The organism is Microvirga subterranea (assembly GCF_003350535.1).
Taxonomy (GTDB): Bacteria; Pseudomonadota; Alphaproteobacteria; order Rhizobiales; family Beijerinckiaceae; genus Microvirga; species Microvirga subterranea.
In genome coordinates this window covers 467,986-483,319 of the sequence record NZ_QQBB01000002.1, presented here as the reverse complement: position 1 = coordinate 483,319, position 15,334 = coordinate 467,986, and the positions used below count along the sequence as shown (strand labels likewise).

At 66.0% G+C, this 15,334-nt stretch carries 15 protein-coding genes, 1 tRNA gene and 1 pseudogene; 8 read left to right on the top strand and 9 right to left on the bottom strand.

Features of this window, described 5'->3' with window-relative positions:
- Positions 1 to 287: 287 nt before the first annotated feature.
- The 4 genes from DES45_RS07095 to lipB all read right to left on the bottom strand — a co-directional run bounded on the left by DES45_RS07095 (position 288) and on the right by lipB (position 4,062).
- The gene (locus DES45_RS07095; protein WP_114769266.1) at positions 288 to 1,109 is read right to left on the bottom strand and encodes a protein-L-isoaspartate O-methyltransferase family protein; all 822 of its coding nucleotides are present in this window, start codon (positions 1,107 to 1,109) and stop codon (positions 288 to 290) included.
- 72 nt (positions 1,110 to 1,181) lie between these two features.
- Entirely contained in the window at positions 1,182 to 2,789 is a 1,608-nt protein-coding gene (locus DES45_RS07090) for a carboxyl transferase domain-containing protein (protein WP_114769265.1), read from the bottom strand.
- A gap of 119 nt (positions 2,790 to 2,908) precedes the next feature.
- Positions 2,909 to 3,235 carry a hypothetical protein gene (locus tag DES45_RS07085; RefSeq protein WP_114769264.1) on the bottom strand — a complete coding sequence of 109 codons (327 nt, stop codon included), beginning with the start codon at positions 3,233 to 3,235 and terminating at the stop codon, positions 2,909 to 2,911.
- Between the two features lie 98 nt (positions 3,236 to 3,333).
- A complete protein-coding gene (gene lipB / locus DES45_RS07080) occupies positions 3,334 to 4,062 on the bottom strand; it encodes a lipoyl(octanoyl) transferase LipB (protein WP_114769263.1) in 729 nt (242 codons plus the stop codon).
- A 217-nt stretch (positions 4,063 to 4,279) separates the two neighbouring features.
- On the opposite strand from lipB, the gene DES45_RS07075 reads away from it, so the two are divergent.
- The 6 genes from DES45_RS07075 (at position 4,280) to DES45_RS07050 (ending at position 9,988) form a co-directional block, all read left to right on the top strand.
- Positions 4,280 to 4,364 (top strand) — tRNA-Leu (locus DES45_RS07075).
- Positions 4,365 to 4,592: 228 nt separating this feature from the next.
- Positions 4,593 to 6,017, top strand: coding sequence for a magnesium transporter (gene mgtE, locus DES45_RS07070; RefSeq protein WP_114769262.1), 1,425 nt, complete (start codon positions 4,593 to 4,595; stop codon positions 6,015 to 6,017).
- Between the two features lie 70 nt (positions 6,018 to 6,087).
- Positions 6,088 to 7,023: a glycoside hydrolase family 25 protein gene (locus DES45_RS07065; RefSeq protein ID WP_245571568.1), complete on the top strand. Its 936-nt coding sequence runs from the start codon at positions 6,088 to 6,090 to the stop codon at positions 7,021 to 7,023.
- Between the two features lie 145 nt (positions 7,024 to 7,168).
- Positions 7,169 to 8,341, top strand: coding sequence for an isovaleryl-CoA dehydrogenase (locus DES45_RS07060; protein ID WP_114769260.1), 1,173 nt, complete (start codon positions 7,169 to 7,171; stop codon positions 8,339 to 8,341).
- 87 nt (positions 8,342 to 8,428) lie between these two features.
- On the top strand, positions 8,429 to 9,133 hold the full coding sequence (locus DES45_RS07055; RefSeq protein WP_114769259.1) for a ribonuclease activity regulator RraA: 705 nt from the start codon (positions 8,429 to 8,431) through the stop codon (positions 9,131 to 9,133).
- A gap of 24 nt (positions 9,134 to 9,157) precedes the next feature.
- Positions 9,158 to 9,988: a YdcF family protein gene (locus DES45_RS07050; protein WP_114769258.1), complete on the top strand. Its 831-nt coding sequence runs from the start codon at positions 9,158 to 9,160 to the stop codon at positions 9,986 to 9,988.
- Here DES45_RS07050 and DES45_RS07045 read toward each other — a convergent pair.
- Together DES45_RS07045 and DES45_RS07040 are read right to left on the bottom strand one after the other, a co-directional pair.
- Positions 9,952 to 10,230, bottom strand: coding sequence for a DUF3253 domain-containing protein (locus DES45_RS07045; RefSeq protein WP_114769257.1), 279 nt, complete (start codon positions 10,228 to 10,230; stop codon positions 9,952 to 9,954). The two genes, DES45_RS07050 and DES45_RS07045, sit on opposite strands and share 37 nt — an antisense overlap.
- A complete protein-coding gene (locus tag DES45_RS07040; protein ID WP_245571567.1) occupies positions 10,208 to 10,915 on the bottom strand; it encodes a DUF599 domain-containing protein in 708 nt (235 codons plus the stop codon). The genes DES45_RS07045 and DES45_RS07040 overlap by 23 nt, the downstream gene beginning before the upstream one ends.
- Positions 10,916 to 10,984: 69 nt before the next feature.
- Here DES45_RS07040 and DES45_RS07035 point away from each other — a divergent pair, with 69 nt between their 5' ends.
- Both DES45_RS07035 and DES45_RS07030 read left to right on the top strand, forming a co-directional pair.
- On the top strand, positions 10,985 to 11,398 hold the full coding sequence (locus DES45_RS07035) for a rhodanese-like domain-containing protein (protein WP_114769256.1): 414 nt from the start codon (positions 10,985 to 10,987) through the stop codon (positions 11,396 to 11,398).
- Positions 11,399 to 11,472: 74 nt separating this feature from the next.
- Positions 11,473 to 12,480: a zinc-dependent alcohol dehydrogenase family protein gene (locus DES45_RS07030; RefSeq protein ID WP_114769255.1), complete on the top strand. Its 1,008-nt coding sequence runs from the start codon at positions 11,473 to 11,475 to the stop codon at positions 12,478 to 12,480.
- 16 nt (positions 12,481 to 12,496) lie between these two features.
- Here DES45_RS07030 and DES45_RS07025 read toward each other — a convergent pair whose 3' ends face one another.
- From DES45_RS07025 to DES45_RS07015, 3 genes and pseudogenes are all read right to left on the bottom strand, one after another.
- The gene (locus DES45_RS07025) at positions 12,497 to 12,790 is read right to left on the bottom strand and encodes an acylphosphatase (RefSeq protein ID WP_114769254.1); all 294 of its coding nucleotides are present in this window, start codon (positions 12,788 to 12,790) and stop codon (positions 12,497 to 12,499) included.
- Positions 12,791 to 12,971: 181 nt separating this feature from the next.
- Positions 12,972 to 13,382, bottom strand: a pseudogene (locus DES45_RS07020) (gamma-glutamylcyclotransferase family protein); the annotation flags it as partial.
- Positions 13,383 to 13,758: 376 nt separating this feature from the next.
- On the bottom strand, positions 13,759 to 15,186 hold the full coding sequence (locus tag DES45_RS07015; RefSeq protein WP_114769252.1) for an MATE family efflux transporter: 1,428 nt from the start codon (positions 15,184 to 15,186) through the stop codon (positions 13,759 to 13,761).
- Positions 15,187 to 15,334 lie beyond the last annotated feature (148 nt).

Sequence of the window (15,334 nt, the reverse complement as noted above, 5' to 3'; positions counted from 1 at the left end):
TTAGGCATATCACCCTAATTCCGACTGGTTACGGAACCACCGTGATTTGCCATGTGCCGCGCCGCCGACGCAACGACCCCGAAAGAGTAAGCCTGCAAGCTTTCTGCCGAGCTCGGCTCAAGGCCTCTTGGCCTTAAAGCGTTGGGTTTGAAGCACTTTATCGTGCTTTATCAGGTGCTCGTGGTTTATGGCGGGATCGCGGCGGAGCTTGGGCCAAGAACGGCAGGATCAGGAAGGTTTAAAGGTGTTGCGCAGCCGCAACATCTTTCGGACCATTTTCCTACCCCTTAATCGACATTGACCGACGAAAACCACACATCGTCGTAAATTGCGGTTGCTGAGGCATCCGGCTCTCGCTCGGCCGTCAGCCAGATCGAGCGCGTCGCGGCGACGTCCGATTCCGATGGGCCGGAACCAGCCGGATCTCTGGCGGTCGCTCCGCTGCAGCCGATGAAGCCGACACTCATGAGGGGCTTGGCGCGGTAGCCGTTCAGCGCGCGGGTCACAAGCATCGCAGGGCCCCAATCCCCATGCGGCTGCCACGGAAAGATCAGGCGCCCGCCCTGGTGGAGAGCCCGCAGCCACTCCCGGTCCGGCGCCGCCACGGCGGCGTTCACGTAGATGACGTTCGCGCTCGGCAATATCCTTCCGTATGCGGAGCCCGCGTGAACGGATACCTGGAGGTAGCCCGACAGGTTTCGGGCCGCGATGACTGCAAGGTCAGCCTCGTACTCATAGGCTTCGATACGACCGCCCGGCTCGACGAGACGCGCCAGAATCGCCGTGTAGTAGCCGGTTCCCGCCCCGACATGAATGATGGTTTCGCCCGGCTGCGGGCCGACCGCCGCCAGCCAGGCCGCATGGAGCGCCGGCTCGCCGTTGTTGATGCCGCGCGTCCGGTCGATCGCGACCAAGACGTTGGCATAGATGTCGTCGATGCCGGAGGTCTGGAACGCCGTGCCGCGGCTGATCACGGTCCAGGGCGGCGGGGGCAGGAAATCCTCACGCCGAACGGACGCGAAGGCTTGCTCGACGCGGGAGTTGCTGATCCCGGCCTCTTCCGCAACCTTCGCGGCATAGCGCAGGCGGCGCTCCTCTGGCGAATCCATCGCGGCCTCCGGAAAGCGTCTCCCGGAATACGCTGGTGCGGAAGCGCCGGCCGGCAAGGGCCGGCTCTGCGGCTACATGCGGAAGACGCCGAACTTCGTGTCGGGCACCGGCGCGTTCAGGGTCGCCGAGAAGGCCAGCGCCAGCACGCGCCGGGTCTCGGAAGGGAGGATGACGCCGTCGTCCCAGAGGCGGGCGGTCGCGTGATAGGGGCTGCCCTCCTCCTCATAGCGCTCGCGGATCGGCGCCTTGAAGGCCTCTTCATCCTCGGCGCTCCAGGACTTGCCCTCGGCCTCGATGTTGTCACGCCGAACGGTTGCGAGCACGCTCGCGGCCTGCTCGCCGCCCATGACGGAGATGCGCGAGTTTGGCCAGGTGAACAGGAAGCGCGGCGAATAGGCCCGGCCGCACATGCCGTAATTGCCCGCCCCGAAGGAGCCGCCGACCAGGACCGTGATCTTCGGCACCTGCGCGCAGGCGACCGCCGTCACGAGCTTCGCGCCATCCTTGGCGATGCCGCCGGCCTCGTACTGACGCCCGACCATGAAGCCGGAGATGTTCTGCAGGAACAGGAGCGGGATGCGCCGCTGGCAGCACAGCTCGATGAAATGCGCGCCCTTGAGAGCGCTCTCCGAGAACAGGATGCCGTTGTTGGCGATGATGCCGATCGGCATGCCCCAGAGTCGCGCGAAACCCGTCACCAGGGTCGTGCCATAGAGCCGCTTGAACTCGTCGAACTCCGACCCGTCGACGAGCCGGGCGATCACCTCGCGGATGTCGTACTGCTTCTTGAGGTCCGTGGGCACGATCGCGTCCAGGTCCTCGAGGGCGTATTTCGGCTCGACCGGGTCGGCGAGGTCGATGTCGACGCTCTTGCGGGTGTTGAGCGTGCCGACGATGCGGCGGACGATCGCCAAGGCGTGCACGTCGTCGGTCGCGTAGTGGTCGGCGACGCCGGACTGGCGGGCGTGGACGTCGGCTCCGCCCAGATCCTCGGCCGAGACCACCTCGCCCGTCGCGGCCTTCACCAGGGGCGGGCCGCCTAGGAAGATGGTGCCCTGACGCCGCACGATGACGGTCTCGTCGGACATGGCCGGCACATAGGCGCCGCCTGCCGTGCAGGAGCCCATGACGCAGGCGATCTGCGGAATCCCCAGCGAGGACAGGGTCGCCTGGTTGTAGAAGATGCGGCCAAAGTGCTCGCGGTCCGGAAAGACTTCGGTCTGGTGCGGCAGGTTCGCGCCGCCGGAATCGACGAGGTAGATGCACGGAAGACGGTTCTCTCGGGCCACCTCCTGGGCGCGGAGGTGCTTCTTCACCGTCATGGGGTAGTAGGTGCCGCCCTTGATGGTGGAATCGTTGCAGACGATCATCACCTCGCGGCCTTCGACGCGGCCGATGCCGGTGATGATGCCGGCGCCGTGGATGGCGTCCTCGTACATGCCGTGGGCCGCAAGCGAGCCCAGCTCCAGGAACGGCGCGCCGGGATCGAGCAGGCGGGTCACGCGCTCCCGCGGCAGCAGCTTCCCGCGGGCGAGGTGGCGTTCGCGCGCTTTGGCCGGCCCACCCTGAGCTGCAGTGGAGCGCTTGTCCTGCAGCTCGCGCGCGAGTTCGGCCCAGGCCGCGCGGTTCGCCTGCGCAGTTACGGAGGAGAGATCGGCCGTGGAGGCAATGACGGGCACGTCTTCAGGCTCCCTGGATTGAACTGAGGCCCCCCGGAGCGGGAGGCCTCTTCAAAGGGTCACAGGCTGGCATTTCAGGTTCGAGGGGGCAACCGCCTCCTGATCCGCTCTTGGGCGAATCAGCCCTTGGCGCGGATCACCGTCTCCTGCCGGACGACGCCGGGGCCGCAGCGATAGGCGATACCGCGCACGAGGCTCCAGTCCGGGGAGTTCCGCTGGAGGTAAAGATGCGTGCCGCCCAGAGCCAGGGTGGAATCCAGCATCGCATCCGTGGCCGATCCGAAGCCCGGCACCGTGGGGACCGTGGGGCTCACCTCGCCGAGGCGGGTGCAGACCCGGACGTCGGCGGGAGAATCGACGATATGGATGAGCTCCCTCGGCTTGGGCGTGTAGGAGCACGCCGAAGCGGCCAGAGCGACAAGGGAGACAAGAAGAGCGCGTTGCATAGAGAAGCCTGCCGGTGGTTCAGCTTTTCCGGACAAGCTTAGAGCATGAAGCGCCGTTGGGGAGAAGTCTTGTAGCGGTCAAGGTCCGAAAACCCGGATCAGTTGCTCTGGAGCAACGCCTCCTCGACCTGGACCGTCGGGCCGAAGATCTCCTCGAAGGCGGACCGCATGACAGAATCGACTTCCGGCATGGTCACCGGGATCCCGAGATCCACGAGACTCGTGACCCCGTGCTCCGTCACCCCGCATGGCACGATGCCCGAGAAATGGGACAGGTCCGGCTCCACGTTCAGGCTGATGCCGTGGAAGCTCACCCACCGGCGGACACGGATGCCGATGGCGGCGATCTTGTCCTCGGTGTTGTCGCCCTTCGTCGGGCGCCTGACCCAGACCCCGACCCGGTCCTCCCGCCGCTCGCCCCGGACGTTGAACCCGTCGAGCGTGGCGATCAGCCAAGCCTCCAGAGCCGCCACGTACCGGCGCAGGTCGGGCTGGCGGCGCTTGAGGTCGAGCATGACATAGGCCACCCGCTGCCCGGGCCCGTGATAGGTGAACTGCCCTCCCCGCCCCGTCCTGTGGACCGGAAGACGGTCCGGGTCGACGAGGTCCTCATCCTGGGCCGAGGTCCCGGCCGTGTAGAGCGGCGGATGCTCCACGAGCCAGACGAGCTCGCGCGCCCGCCCGTCCGCGATGGCGGCGGCACGCTCCTCCATGAACGCGACCGCCCGCTCGTAGCCGGTGAGCCCCTCGGTCACGAGCCATTCCACGGGCTCGGCGCCGGCCTCGGCCGGAAAGGTATCCGCCAGATTGTCACGAAGGCTCGACACGGCTTGGTCTCCTGCAGCAGTGAACGGCTTTACCCAATCCCCCCTCGCGGCGCCCCGGTCAACATCGGCCGGAGGCGCCAAGGGCCGTTACAAGGTAGGGATTGCGGCTCAGTTTTGCGAATGCGGCAAAAGACTCGCTGAACGGGCTTGCGGTGGCCCGATCGTTCTGTTAGTTCACCGCCTCGCCGGGGGAGACAACCCTGGCTTCGAAGGTTTCGCGGTCGTGGCGGAATTGGTAGACGCACTACCTTGAGGTGGTAGCGGGGAGACCCGTGGAGGTTCGAGTCCTCTCGACCGCACCAAACCTTCGAGAAAGCCCTCAGGGCACACTAAAAAAGGTCCCGTTCCGGGGCCTTTTTTGTTGCCTGCGCCGCCGCAGCGCGTCACCTAGAGTGAACCTCCTTCTCGTGAGCCTGAATCAGGGTCCGAGAAACCACCGCCACCCGTTTCCGCGATCAGGTCTTCTCGGCGCATTGTCTGGGCCCTGCCCCATGCCTAAAAGGCTTCTGATCACCACGAAGGACAGGCCCATGCTGGACGCTGACGACAAGACGGCGCTCCACACGCCCGAGGACGGCGTGGCCGAGCCTGTGCCTTTCCGCGACGAGGAAGGCTTCATCAATCCCGATTTCGTGGCCCTGGTGGCCGACACGATCCAGGAATCGGACACGGCGCGCCTTCAGCACCTGCTCGAGGATTTCCACGAATCCGACCTCGGCGACCTGCTGGAGGCGCTCGACCCAGACTTCCGCCCCCGCCTCATCGAGCTTCTCGGCTCCGCGTTCGACTTCACGGCTCTGACCGAGGTCGACGAGGCTATCCGCGAGGAAATCCTCGAAGGTTTGAATCCCTCGACCCTCGCGGAGGGCGTCCGCGAGCTCGATTCGGACGACGCGGTCACGATTCTCGAGAGCCTCGGCGAGGAGGACAAGGCCGAGGTCCTCGACCAGCTCCCGCCCATGGAGCGCATCGCACTCCAGCGCTCCCTCGACTATCCGGAGGAGAGCGCCGGCCGGCGCATGCAGACGGAGCTCATCGCCGTCCCGCCCTTCTGGACCGTGGGGCAGACGATCGATTTCATGCGCGACACCGCGGATCTGCCAGAGACCTTCTACGAGATCTTCGTCATCGATCCGGCCGGCCACCTGCTCGGCGCCGTGGCGCTCGACCGCCTGCTGCGTTCGAAGCGGCCTGTGACGATCCAGGAGATCATGGATGACGAGCCGGACCGGGTGGAGGCGACGCAGAACCAGGAGGAGGTCGCGCGCCTGTTCGAGCGCTACAACCTCGTCTCCGCCGCCGTCGTGGACGAGGCCAACCGCCTCGTCGGCGTGATGATGGTCGACGACATCGTGGACGTGCTCGAGGAAGAGGCGGACGCGGACATCAAGCAGCTCGGCGGCGTGAAGTCGGACGAGGAGCTCTCCGACACGGTTCTCTACATCCAGAGGAGTCGCTTTCCCTGGCTCTTTGCCAACATGTGCACGGCCTTCCTGTCGGCCGGGGTCATCCGCTTCTTCGAGGGATCTCTCGAGCGGATGGTGGCCCTCGCGATCCTCATGCCGATCGTGGCCTCGATGGGCGGCAATGCCGGCACCCAGACCATGACGGTCGCGGTCCGCGCACTCGCGACCCGAGAACTCGGCCGCACGAATGCTTGGCGCATCATCCGTCGCGAAGCCGCCGTCGGCATTCTGAACGGCTTGGTCTTCGCGGTCATCCTGGGGGCCGTGGCCGCCCTGTGGTTCCAGTCCAGCCAGATCGGGATCGTGATCGGCCTTGCCCTCATCACAGTCCTGATCTTTGCGGCTCTCGGCGGCATCCTCGTGCCGCTGACCCTGAACCGCCTCGGTGTGGATCCCGCCGTCTCCTCGGGCCCCTTCGTCACCAGCATCACGGATATCGTGGGCTTCTTCGCCTTCCTGGGTATAGCGACGCTGTGGTTTAGCCTTTAAGACTGTTTCGGCTCCGTTTTCGTAATGACCTGTTAACGGGACATGGGGCATCTCGTGATCTGATCAGGTCATGCGTAAAACAGTCGAGCCGATGAAGAACCGCCGTCCTTCCCGCCGCTCCAGGAAATCTCCCCCGAAGCAGTCTGCCCTGCAGACCGTCGTCCGCTGCGTGCGGTTCGGAGCGGTCACCGCCTTGGCCCTCGGCCTCGCCTCCTGCGCCATCGCCCCGTCGTCGAGCCGGTATCCGCTGAAGAGCGACGTGAAGCCCCATGCGGGCGTGGCGACGGCGCACAGGCTGCCGATCCACGGCGTCGACATCTCGAAATGGCAGGGCAAGGTCGACTGGGCCGCGCTGCGGCAAGCCGGCACCCAGTTCGCCTTCATCAAGGCCACGGAAGGCGGCGACCACGTGGACAACCGCTTCCTCGAGAACTGGTGGGCGGCCAAGAATGCCGGCGTCCCCCGCGGCGCCTACCACTTCGTCTACTGGTGCCGCCCGGCCCACGAGCAGGCGGCCTGGTTCAAGAAGAACGTCCCGCAGGACCCGGATGCCCTGCCGCCCGTGCTCGACGTGGAATGGAACGGCGAATCCGTGAATTGCCCGAAGAAGGTCCCGCGCCAGCAGGCCCTGGCCATGATCGACGTCCTGCTGCGCGAGATGGAGGCTCATACGGGCAAGCGGCCGATCATCTACACCGACATCACCTTCCACCAGGAGATCCTGGAAGGCGAATACAAGGACTATCCCTTCTGGATCCGCAGCACCGCGGCCGAGCCTCACCACCGCTACAACGACCGCCGCTGGACGTTCTGGCAGTTCACGACCACCGGCCGCGTGCCCGGCGTGACAGGCGACATCGACCGCAACGCCTTCTACGGCACGGAAAACCAGTGGCGCATGTTCGTCCAAAGCAAGTGCGACCCGCGCGACCACCAGAAGCTCAAGCCCATCGGCGTGTGCCGCGACGTGGACACGGCGGTGCAGACGGCGAGCTTCGAGGAATAGCCTGACTTCGCCGCAAAGGCTGCTATATCTCTCCCCAATCATCCCGCCCGGCGGCGCTTGCCCGCACTGCCGAGCGGCGGGACAATAGGCCCGCCCTTGAGCCCTGCTCTGCGGAGGCTCGGTGTGGGACCAGGAGAGAAACGCTGTGATTCCCAACGATTCCAAGATCTTCAACTTCGATCTCGGCGAAACGGCCGACGCCATCCGCGCGACGGTGCGCAACTTCGCCCAGGACCACATCGCGCCCCGCGCCCAGGAGATCGACCGCACCAACGAGTTTCCCCGCGATCTCTGGCCCCAGATGGGCGAGCTCGGCCTCCACGGCATCACGGTCGAGGAGGAATATGGCGGCATCGGCCTCGGCTATCTCGAACATGTGATTGCCGTTGAGGAAATCTCCCGCGCATCCGCGTCGGTCGGCCTCTCGTACGGCGCCCATTCGAACCTCTGCATCAACCAGATCCGCCGCAACGGCAGCGAGGATCAGAAGCAACGCTACCTGCCGAAGCTGATCGCCGGCGAGCATCTCGGCGCGCTCGCCATGTCGGAGCCTGGATCGGGCTCGGACGTGGTCTCCATGCGCACCCGCGCCGAGAAGCGCGGCGACCGATATTTCATCACCGGCACCAAGATGTGGATCACGAACGGCCCCGGCGCCGACGTCCTCGTGGTCTACGCCAAGACCGATCCGGATGCCGGCCCGCGCGGCATGACCGCCTTCATCATCGAGAAGAGCTTCAAGGGCTTCTCCACGCAGCAGAAGCTCGACAAGATCGGCATGCGCGGCTCGGACACCTGCGAGCTCGTCTTCGAGGAATGCGAGGTGCCGGAGGAGAACGTGCTCGGTCAGGTCGGCCGGGGCGTGAACGTGCTCATGTCCGGCCTCGACTACGAGCGCGCCATCCTGGCGGCCGGCCCTCTCGGGATCATGCAGGCCTGCATGGACGTGGTGCTGCCCTACATCCACGAGCGCAAGCAGTTCGGCCAGCCCATCGGCACCTTCCAGCTCGTCCAGGGCAAGGTGGCCGACATGTACGTGAACATGAACGCCGCGAAGGCCTACGTCTACGCCGTCGCCAAGGCCTGCGACCGGGGCGAGACCACCCGCGAGGACGCGGCCGGCGCGATCCTCTACGCGGCCGAGCAGGCCACCAAATGCGCCCTCGACGCCATCCAGCTGCTCGGCGGCAACGGCTACATCAACGACTACCCGACCGGCCGCCTCCTGCGCGACGCCAAGCTCTACGAGATCGGCGCCGGCACGAGCGAGATCCGGCGCATGCTGATCGGCCGCGAGCTGTTCGAGAAGACGGCGTAAACGCATATCGGACGCCAGCACAGGACATTGGCGCTCGCTGCCTGAAGGGCTATGACCGCATGTCCCAACGTCAGGAACCGCTTACTCATGACCCTCGACAAAGCCATCGTCGACGCCCTGCGCGCCGCTTCCACCGCAACCATCACCACCGTTCTCCTGAAGAAGGGGATCCGGCGCTGCTGGATGCAGGGGCCGATGCCGGCCTTCAACGCCGGGGAGCGTCTGGTGGGCCGCGCCTTCACCCTGCGCTTCGTGCCGGCCCGCGAGGATCTGGCGACGCCGGAATCCTGGTCCTCCCCCCGCTCCACCCGCGGCGCCATCGAGGACATGCCGGAGGGCTGCATCGCGGTCGTGGATTCCATGGGCGTGAAGGATGCCGGCATCTTCGGCGACATCCTCACGGCCCGCATGAAGAAGCGCGGCGTGACGGCTCTCGTGACCGACGGCGTGGTGCGTGACGCGGTCGGCGTCGACGGCACGGGCCTCCCCGTCTGGTGCTCGGGCGCGGCGGCCCCTCCGTCCGTGGCGGGCCTGACCTTCGTGGGCTGGCAGGAGCCGATCGGCTGCGGCGGCGTCGCGGTGTTCCCCGATGACGTGATCGTCGCCGACCAGGACGGCGTGGTGGTGATCCCGGCCGCCATCGTCGAGGAGGTCGCGAAGGCCGCCGTCGAGCAGGAGCGGCTCGAGCTGTGGATCATGCGCGAGGTCGACAAGGGCGTGCCCCTGCCCGGCCTCTATCCGCCCAATGCCGAGACCAAGGCCCGCTACGAGGCGGAATCCGGCAACAGCTAACACTCACGGGAGGGCCGGCAGCACGTGTTCTACTACGTTTCGAAAATCGCCTGGTTTTTCGCCACGCCGTCGAACCTGCTGCTCAGCCTCGTCGTGCTGGGGCTGCTGATCGCCCTCACGAAGCGCCTGCGGCGGATCGGGATCGGGGTCGCTCTGGTCTTCGCCCTGGCGACCGTCGCGTTCGGCCTGCTGCCCCTCGCCAACTACCTCTTCGTGCCCCTGGAGGGCCGCTTCCCGGTCTTTCAGGACGACGGCAGGCCGATCGACGGGATCATCCTTCTCGGCGGCTCTGTCGATGCGGAGGATTCGATCAACCGGGGCTCCATCGTCGTCAACGAGGCGGCCGAGCGGGTGCTCGACGTGATCCAGCTCTCCCATCGCTACCCCGATGCGCGCCTCCTTATCGTGGGAGGCGGCGGCACCGTGTTCGGTGACGGAACGGCGGAGGCGCCGGTCACCGCTGCGTTCATGAAGAGCATCGGCATCGACCCGAACCGGATCCTCATCGAGGACAGGTCCAGGACGACCTTCGAGAACGCCATCTATTCGGTGCAGGTCGCGAAGCCCAAGGAAGGGGAGCGCTGGCTTCTGGTGACGTCCGCCTGGCACATGCCTCGCGCCATTGGCGTCTTCGAGAAGGCCGGTTTTCCCGTCATCCCCTACCCGGTCGATTTCCGGGTCGGCGGCAGCTTCCACGGCGTACGCGGCTTCGCCACTGTCTCCGACGGGCTTCGTCGCTTCGATGTCGGAGCCAAGGAGTGGGCAGGCCTCGTCGCCTATTACCTGGCGGGGCGTTCCAGCGAACTCTTTCCCGGCCCTCAGGCCTCGGGCGAAGGCGGCAGCGTCAGCCGGTAGATCCCGCGGAAATCGTCCGGATCGGCCGGACGTCCCTTGCGCAGGATGACGATGCGTCCCTGCTTCATCAGCCGCACGGCCACTTGGCGCACCAGCCCCATCAGGGGGCCCCATTCATCGGGCTTGTCGCCGCCGACCACGCGGGCCACCTCCGTCGGGTCGAGGTTCTTGCCAGCCCCACGCTCCGTCACCAGCGCCAGCATGGCGGTCTCGATCTCCTCAGGAGTCGGTTTTCTTGGCATGGGTCCCACTCAGCGCCGCGATCCGCGCATCCGATATGAACTGGCGGCGCCACATGACATAGAGCACGCCCGCCGTCGCCGCCATGAAAAGATAGGCGCTGACGAACCAGCCGAGATAGGCGAGCGAAAAGAAGAAAGCCCGCTGTCCGCGGTTGAAGTGCTTGCCCGCGACCGCGTTCATCAGCCCCGCCTGCCGGGCGACGGCGAGCGCCTCGTCATGGTTGTGCGCCTTCAGCACGGGAATCGAACCGACCATGATGGCCATGTAGTTGAAGAGCCGGTAGGACCAGGCGAACTTGAAGAAGGCGTAGACGAAGACCACCGCAAGCCCGATCACTTTCAGCTCCCAGGCAAGCGGCGTCGGCGGCTCGCCGAAGGGAAGCCCCGCGAAGAGCGGTAGCACCGTATCGATGGAGCGCATGAGCGCCAGCACGCCGCCGATGGCGATCAGCGACGTCGAGGCGAAGAAGGCCGTGCCGTTCATGAGCGATGCCAGAATCGTGGTGTCGACGATCCGGTTCTCGCGCACCACGAGCTGCTCCATCCAGCGGTGGCGGTACTGGTCCATGATTCTGTTGAGGCTGCGCTGGCCGGCCGGGGAGATCTCGACGGCCGCGTGGTAGCCGAGCCAGGACGCAAGGAAGAAGGCAAGCGCCGCGTAGTCGATGATCGTGAAGCCCAGCACATTCGCCTCCGGTTGACTCTGCCGCCATCATGCCCAGTTTGTGGAAAGCCTCAAAGCGGAGCAGCCTTCATGAGTCAAACCATTACCCGCGGCTTCAAGACGTTGCTCGACGAGGCGAACGCCAAGATCAGGACGATTCCGGCCGCCGAGGCGATCCCGCTGCTCGAACGTGAAGACACGGTCTTCGTCGACTTGCGCGACCCGCGCGAGCTGGAGCGCGAGGGCAGGATCCCCGGCGCCGTCCACTGCCCGCGCGGGATGCTGGAATTCTGGATCGACCCCGAGAGCCCTTACCACAAGCCAGTCTTCGCCCAGGACAAGACCTTCGTGTTCTTCTGCGCCGCCGGATGGCGCTCCGCCCTATCGACCGCAACAGCCCAGGACATGGGCCTGAAGCCCGTCGCTCATATCGAGGGAGGCTTCACGGCCTGGAGGGAGGCCGGCGGGCCGGTCGACCTGTCTCCGAAGCCGCCCAGGACCTGAACGCATTTCCCGGGACTTTTCCCTTCCGACCGCGTTCCTCCTGACATCCCATCGATCAGGAAAGAGGAGGCACCATGAAGGGAATCGTCCTGCATGCGCCGGGCGGGCTCGACCGTCTGGAGCAGATCGACATGCCGGATCCCGGAACTCCAGCTGCCGGCGAGATTCGGGTCAGGCTCCACGCGAGTTCCTTGAACTACCACGATTACGGCGTCGTCAGCGGACGGATGCCGACGGCGGACCGGCGGATCCCCATGTCGGACGGCGCGGGCGTGGTCGAGGCCGTGGGCGATGGCGTAACCGAGTTCGCGCCGGGCGACCGCGTGGTCTCGTGCTTCTTTCCCGGCTGGCTCGAGGGCCCTCCCCCGATGGCCGACTTTTCGACCGTGCCGGGCGATGGGGTCGACGGCTACGCGCGGGAGGCGGTGGTGCGCCCCGCGGCCTGGTTCACGCGGGCGCCGAACGGCTTCAGCCACGCGGAGGCGGCGACGCTCACCACGGCCGGCCTGACCGCCTGGCGTGCACTGGTGGTCAACGGCGGCCTCAAGGCGGGCGACGTGGTTTTGGTGCTCGGCACGGGCGGCGTCTCGATCTTCGCCCTGCAGCTCGCGAAGGCGATGGGTGCGACCGTAATCGCCACCTCCTCGTCCGACGAAAAGCTGGAACGGGCGCGGGCGCTAGGGGCCGACCATACGATCAACTACCGGCAGCACGAGGACTGGGGCGCCCGTGCCCGCGACTGGACCGGGGAACGCGGCGTCGACCACGTGATCGAGGTCGGCGGGCCCGGCACCCTGGGCCAGTCGATTGCGGCCGTACGCATTGGCGGTCACATTTCGCTGATCGGTGTCCTGACGGGACGGGCCGGCGAGGTGCCGACCGCGCTCCTGATGGCGAAGCAGGCACGGCTTCAGGGCTTGATCGTCGGCAATCGTCGCCACCAGATGGATTTCGTGCGGGCGATCGACGCGATCGGACTGAAGCCGGTGATCGACCGCAGCTTCGGGCTGGAGGAGATCGCCGATGCCTTCCGGTACGAGGAGTCAGGCGCGCATTTCGGCAAGATCTGCTTGGAGTTCTGAGAGTAGCGGGGCACCCTCAGACGGTGTCGCGCACCTCGAACGAGCGGACCGGAGACGAGGCCTCCTGGCCAGCCTCCACCTCCTCGATCGCTTCGACGACGGCGCCTCTGGGGCCCTGGCGGCAGGCCTTCAGCATCACGTCGACGAGATCGCCGGGCCCTGAGAAGACGGCCTCGACGGACCCGTCCCGGCGATTGCGCACCCACCCGTTGAGGCCATGCAGCTGGGCCTGGTGATGGGTCCAGGCGCGATAGCCGACGCCCTGGACGCGTCCGCGGATGATGACGTGGAGAGTGCGGTTCGAAGTCATTGCCCCTCGGATTCCAGTCGCGCCGGCTGTGGCCGCGCATGATGGCTCAACGCCGCCCCAACGCAAAGGTTCGGGGTCAGGCGCCGGGCGCCTTTCGCAGGGTCCCGGTCGGTGCGCTCCAAAGCGGGCGGACGGGAGGCCGCTGGACGGGCCCGGCGGCCGTTCCTTGCGCCTTCGGCAGCCAGCGCCCGAGGCTCTGGATGTAGTCCTGCGGCAGCCTGGCCTTTGTGGCAGCGTCCACGATGCTTTCCATGTAGCCGGGCTTCGGCACGCCCGGCTTGGCGCTTCGCCCGACATACACCACCGCCCGGCGGGATCCCTGCGCGGTGACCACGGGCTGGATGACCTTGGTGTAGAGCCCCGTCGACAGGCTCTCGTAGCGGTCAAGCGCCGGCACGTCCGCCAGGGCGAGGTCCCACAGGAGGCCCCAGACCGCGCGCTGCGGATCGCGCACTACGGAGGCATAGCCCCCTTCGAAGATGATGAAGCGATGGCGCATCAGCCGCGCGAGGCCGACCGGCTTCGAGGCCGGGCAGCGCAGGGCCATGGCGTCCTGGTCCATGTTGGACCCGTAGGCGAAATAGAGGGGCATGGCGTCTCTTAGCCTAATACAAGTGAGTGGCAAGAGCAGAGCGGCGGGAGAAAAACACCCGGGCAGCCCGCCCGTAATCCGCCCGGCACAGGTCGCCCCGACGTCAGGACGGTCGAGCCGTCCTATGACGCACCGGTCCGAGCGAACGTAGGGCCAGCCATCGCTAAGACCATCCACAGTGGAAGTCCGTAGGGCTCAGGCCTCCGACGAAACCAGGGCCGAAAAGGGCGTCTGAACGAAAAGCTCAGGCTCATGGAACGGACGGATGCCTTCAGGTCTCCCGCCGCGCGAACTCTCGGCCGAACCTTATGCTCCCATGCCGGAAGATCTCGAGCCGCTGTCGAACCCATGTGTCGCAGATCATCGCTTCATTCGTTCAAGCCAGTGCGTCCGCTGCTTCCGGCACGTGACCCCGGACCTCTCGATAATGCTTCCGGAGAAGGCCTAAACGGTCGCGAAGCAGCCACCGTCCAGTCATGAGCACGGCCACCACAGCCAGCCCGGAAGCCAGACCGATCCACACCCCGGCGCCAGCGAGATCAGTGCCGAAGGCCAGCATAGCCCCGAGGGGGAAGCCGATCCCCCAATATCCGAGTGCAGCAAATAGCATTGGAACCCGCGTATCCTGCAGCCCGCGCAGCATGCCTGAGGCGATGGACTGCGCTCCATCGACGATCTGGAACAAGCCGGCAAAGGCGAGGAACCACATCGCGAGGCTGGCCACTTCGGCATTGCTGGGATCATTCAGATCGAGAAACGCCGCGACCAGGACCTGGGGATGAAGCAGCATGATCATGGCCATGATCGCCATGAACCCGACCCCGAGGGCATAGGCGCTCCATCCAGCCCTCATGACTCCTCTTGGATCCATTTCACCGTTGGCACGCCCCACGCGCACCGTGGCAACTTGGCTGAAGCCCACGGGCACCATGAAGCTCAACATCGAGATCTGCGCCGCGATCGCATGCGCCGCGAGAGCCGTCGGTCCGATAAGCCCCATCATGACGACTGCGGCGTAGAAGATCGTGGTCTCGAAGGCGAAGGTCAGCGCCATCGGCAGGCCGATCCGCCACAGCTGCATGAACCGGGGCCAGTCCGGTCGCCAGAATCGCCCAAAAAGGTGGTAGCGCCGGAAGCGCTTATGGGTTGAAACGACGATCGCGAGGCCGATGAACATCCACAGGCTTGAGCATGTGGTGACGATGCCGGCGCCCTTCAGGCCCATCTGCGGCAGGCCGAAATTTCCAAGGATGAGCCCGTAGCCGGCAATCGCGTTGAACAGAATGGCCGATCCGGCGATGAGCAAGGTCCAGAACGGCCGCTGCATGGCGGCGAGAAACGATCGAAGAACCAAGTACCCGAGGTAGGGAAGCAGCGCCCACTGCAGGGTATGCATGAACTCGGCCGAGCGTGCCGCGACATCGGGGCGCTGACCGAGCCAAACGTAGATGGATTCCACATTCCAGAGCATCGCCCAGAAGGGCAGACAGACCAGAGCAACGCTCCAGAGACCTTGCCGGACCGTGCGCCTTACATCCCGCACCGCATGCCGATTCCGTCCGAGCGACGTTGCGATCATGGGCATCGTCGCCGAGGCGATGCCCATGCAGAAGATCATGCAGGCGTGATAGAGGCTTGTCGCAAGCGAGCCTGCGGCAAGCGTCTCGGCGCCGAGGCGGCCGATGATGATGAGGTCAGTCGCGCTCAAGGCCGCCTGAGAGAGGTTCGTCAGGATCAGAGGCCAGCCCAAGGTGAGGGAGGCACGGAACTCCGCAGCCCAGATCCGCGCCGGTATCCTCTGCATCGTAAGTCATTTCCTCGTCAAAAGTGGTCCGAAGACATGGGCCGGGCACGCCATGCGCGGGCTTGGGTGGCCAACAGGCGGGTCCGGGAACAGATCGATCGGAGGGAATTTCCGAACGAGACAGGGAGCGGACGGCAAGTCACTCCAA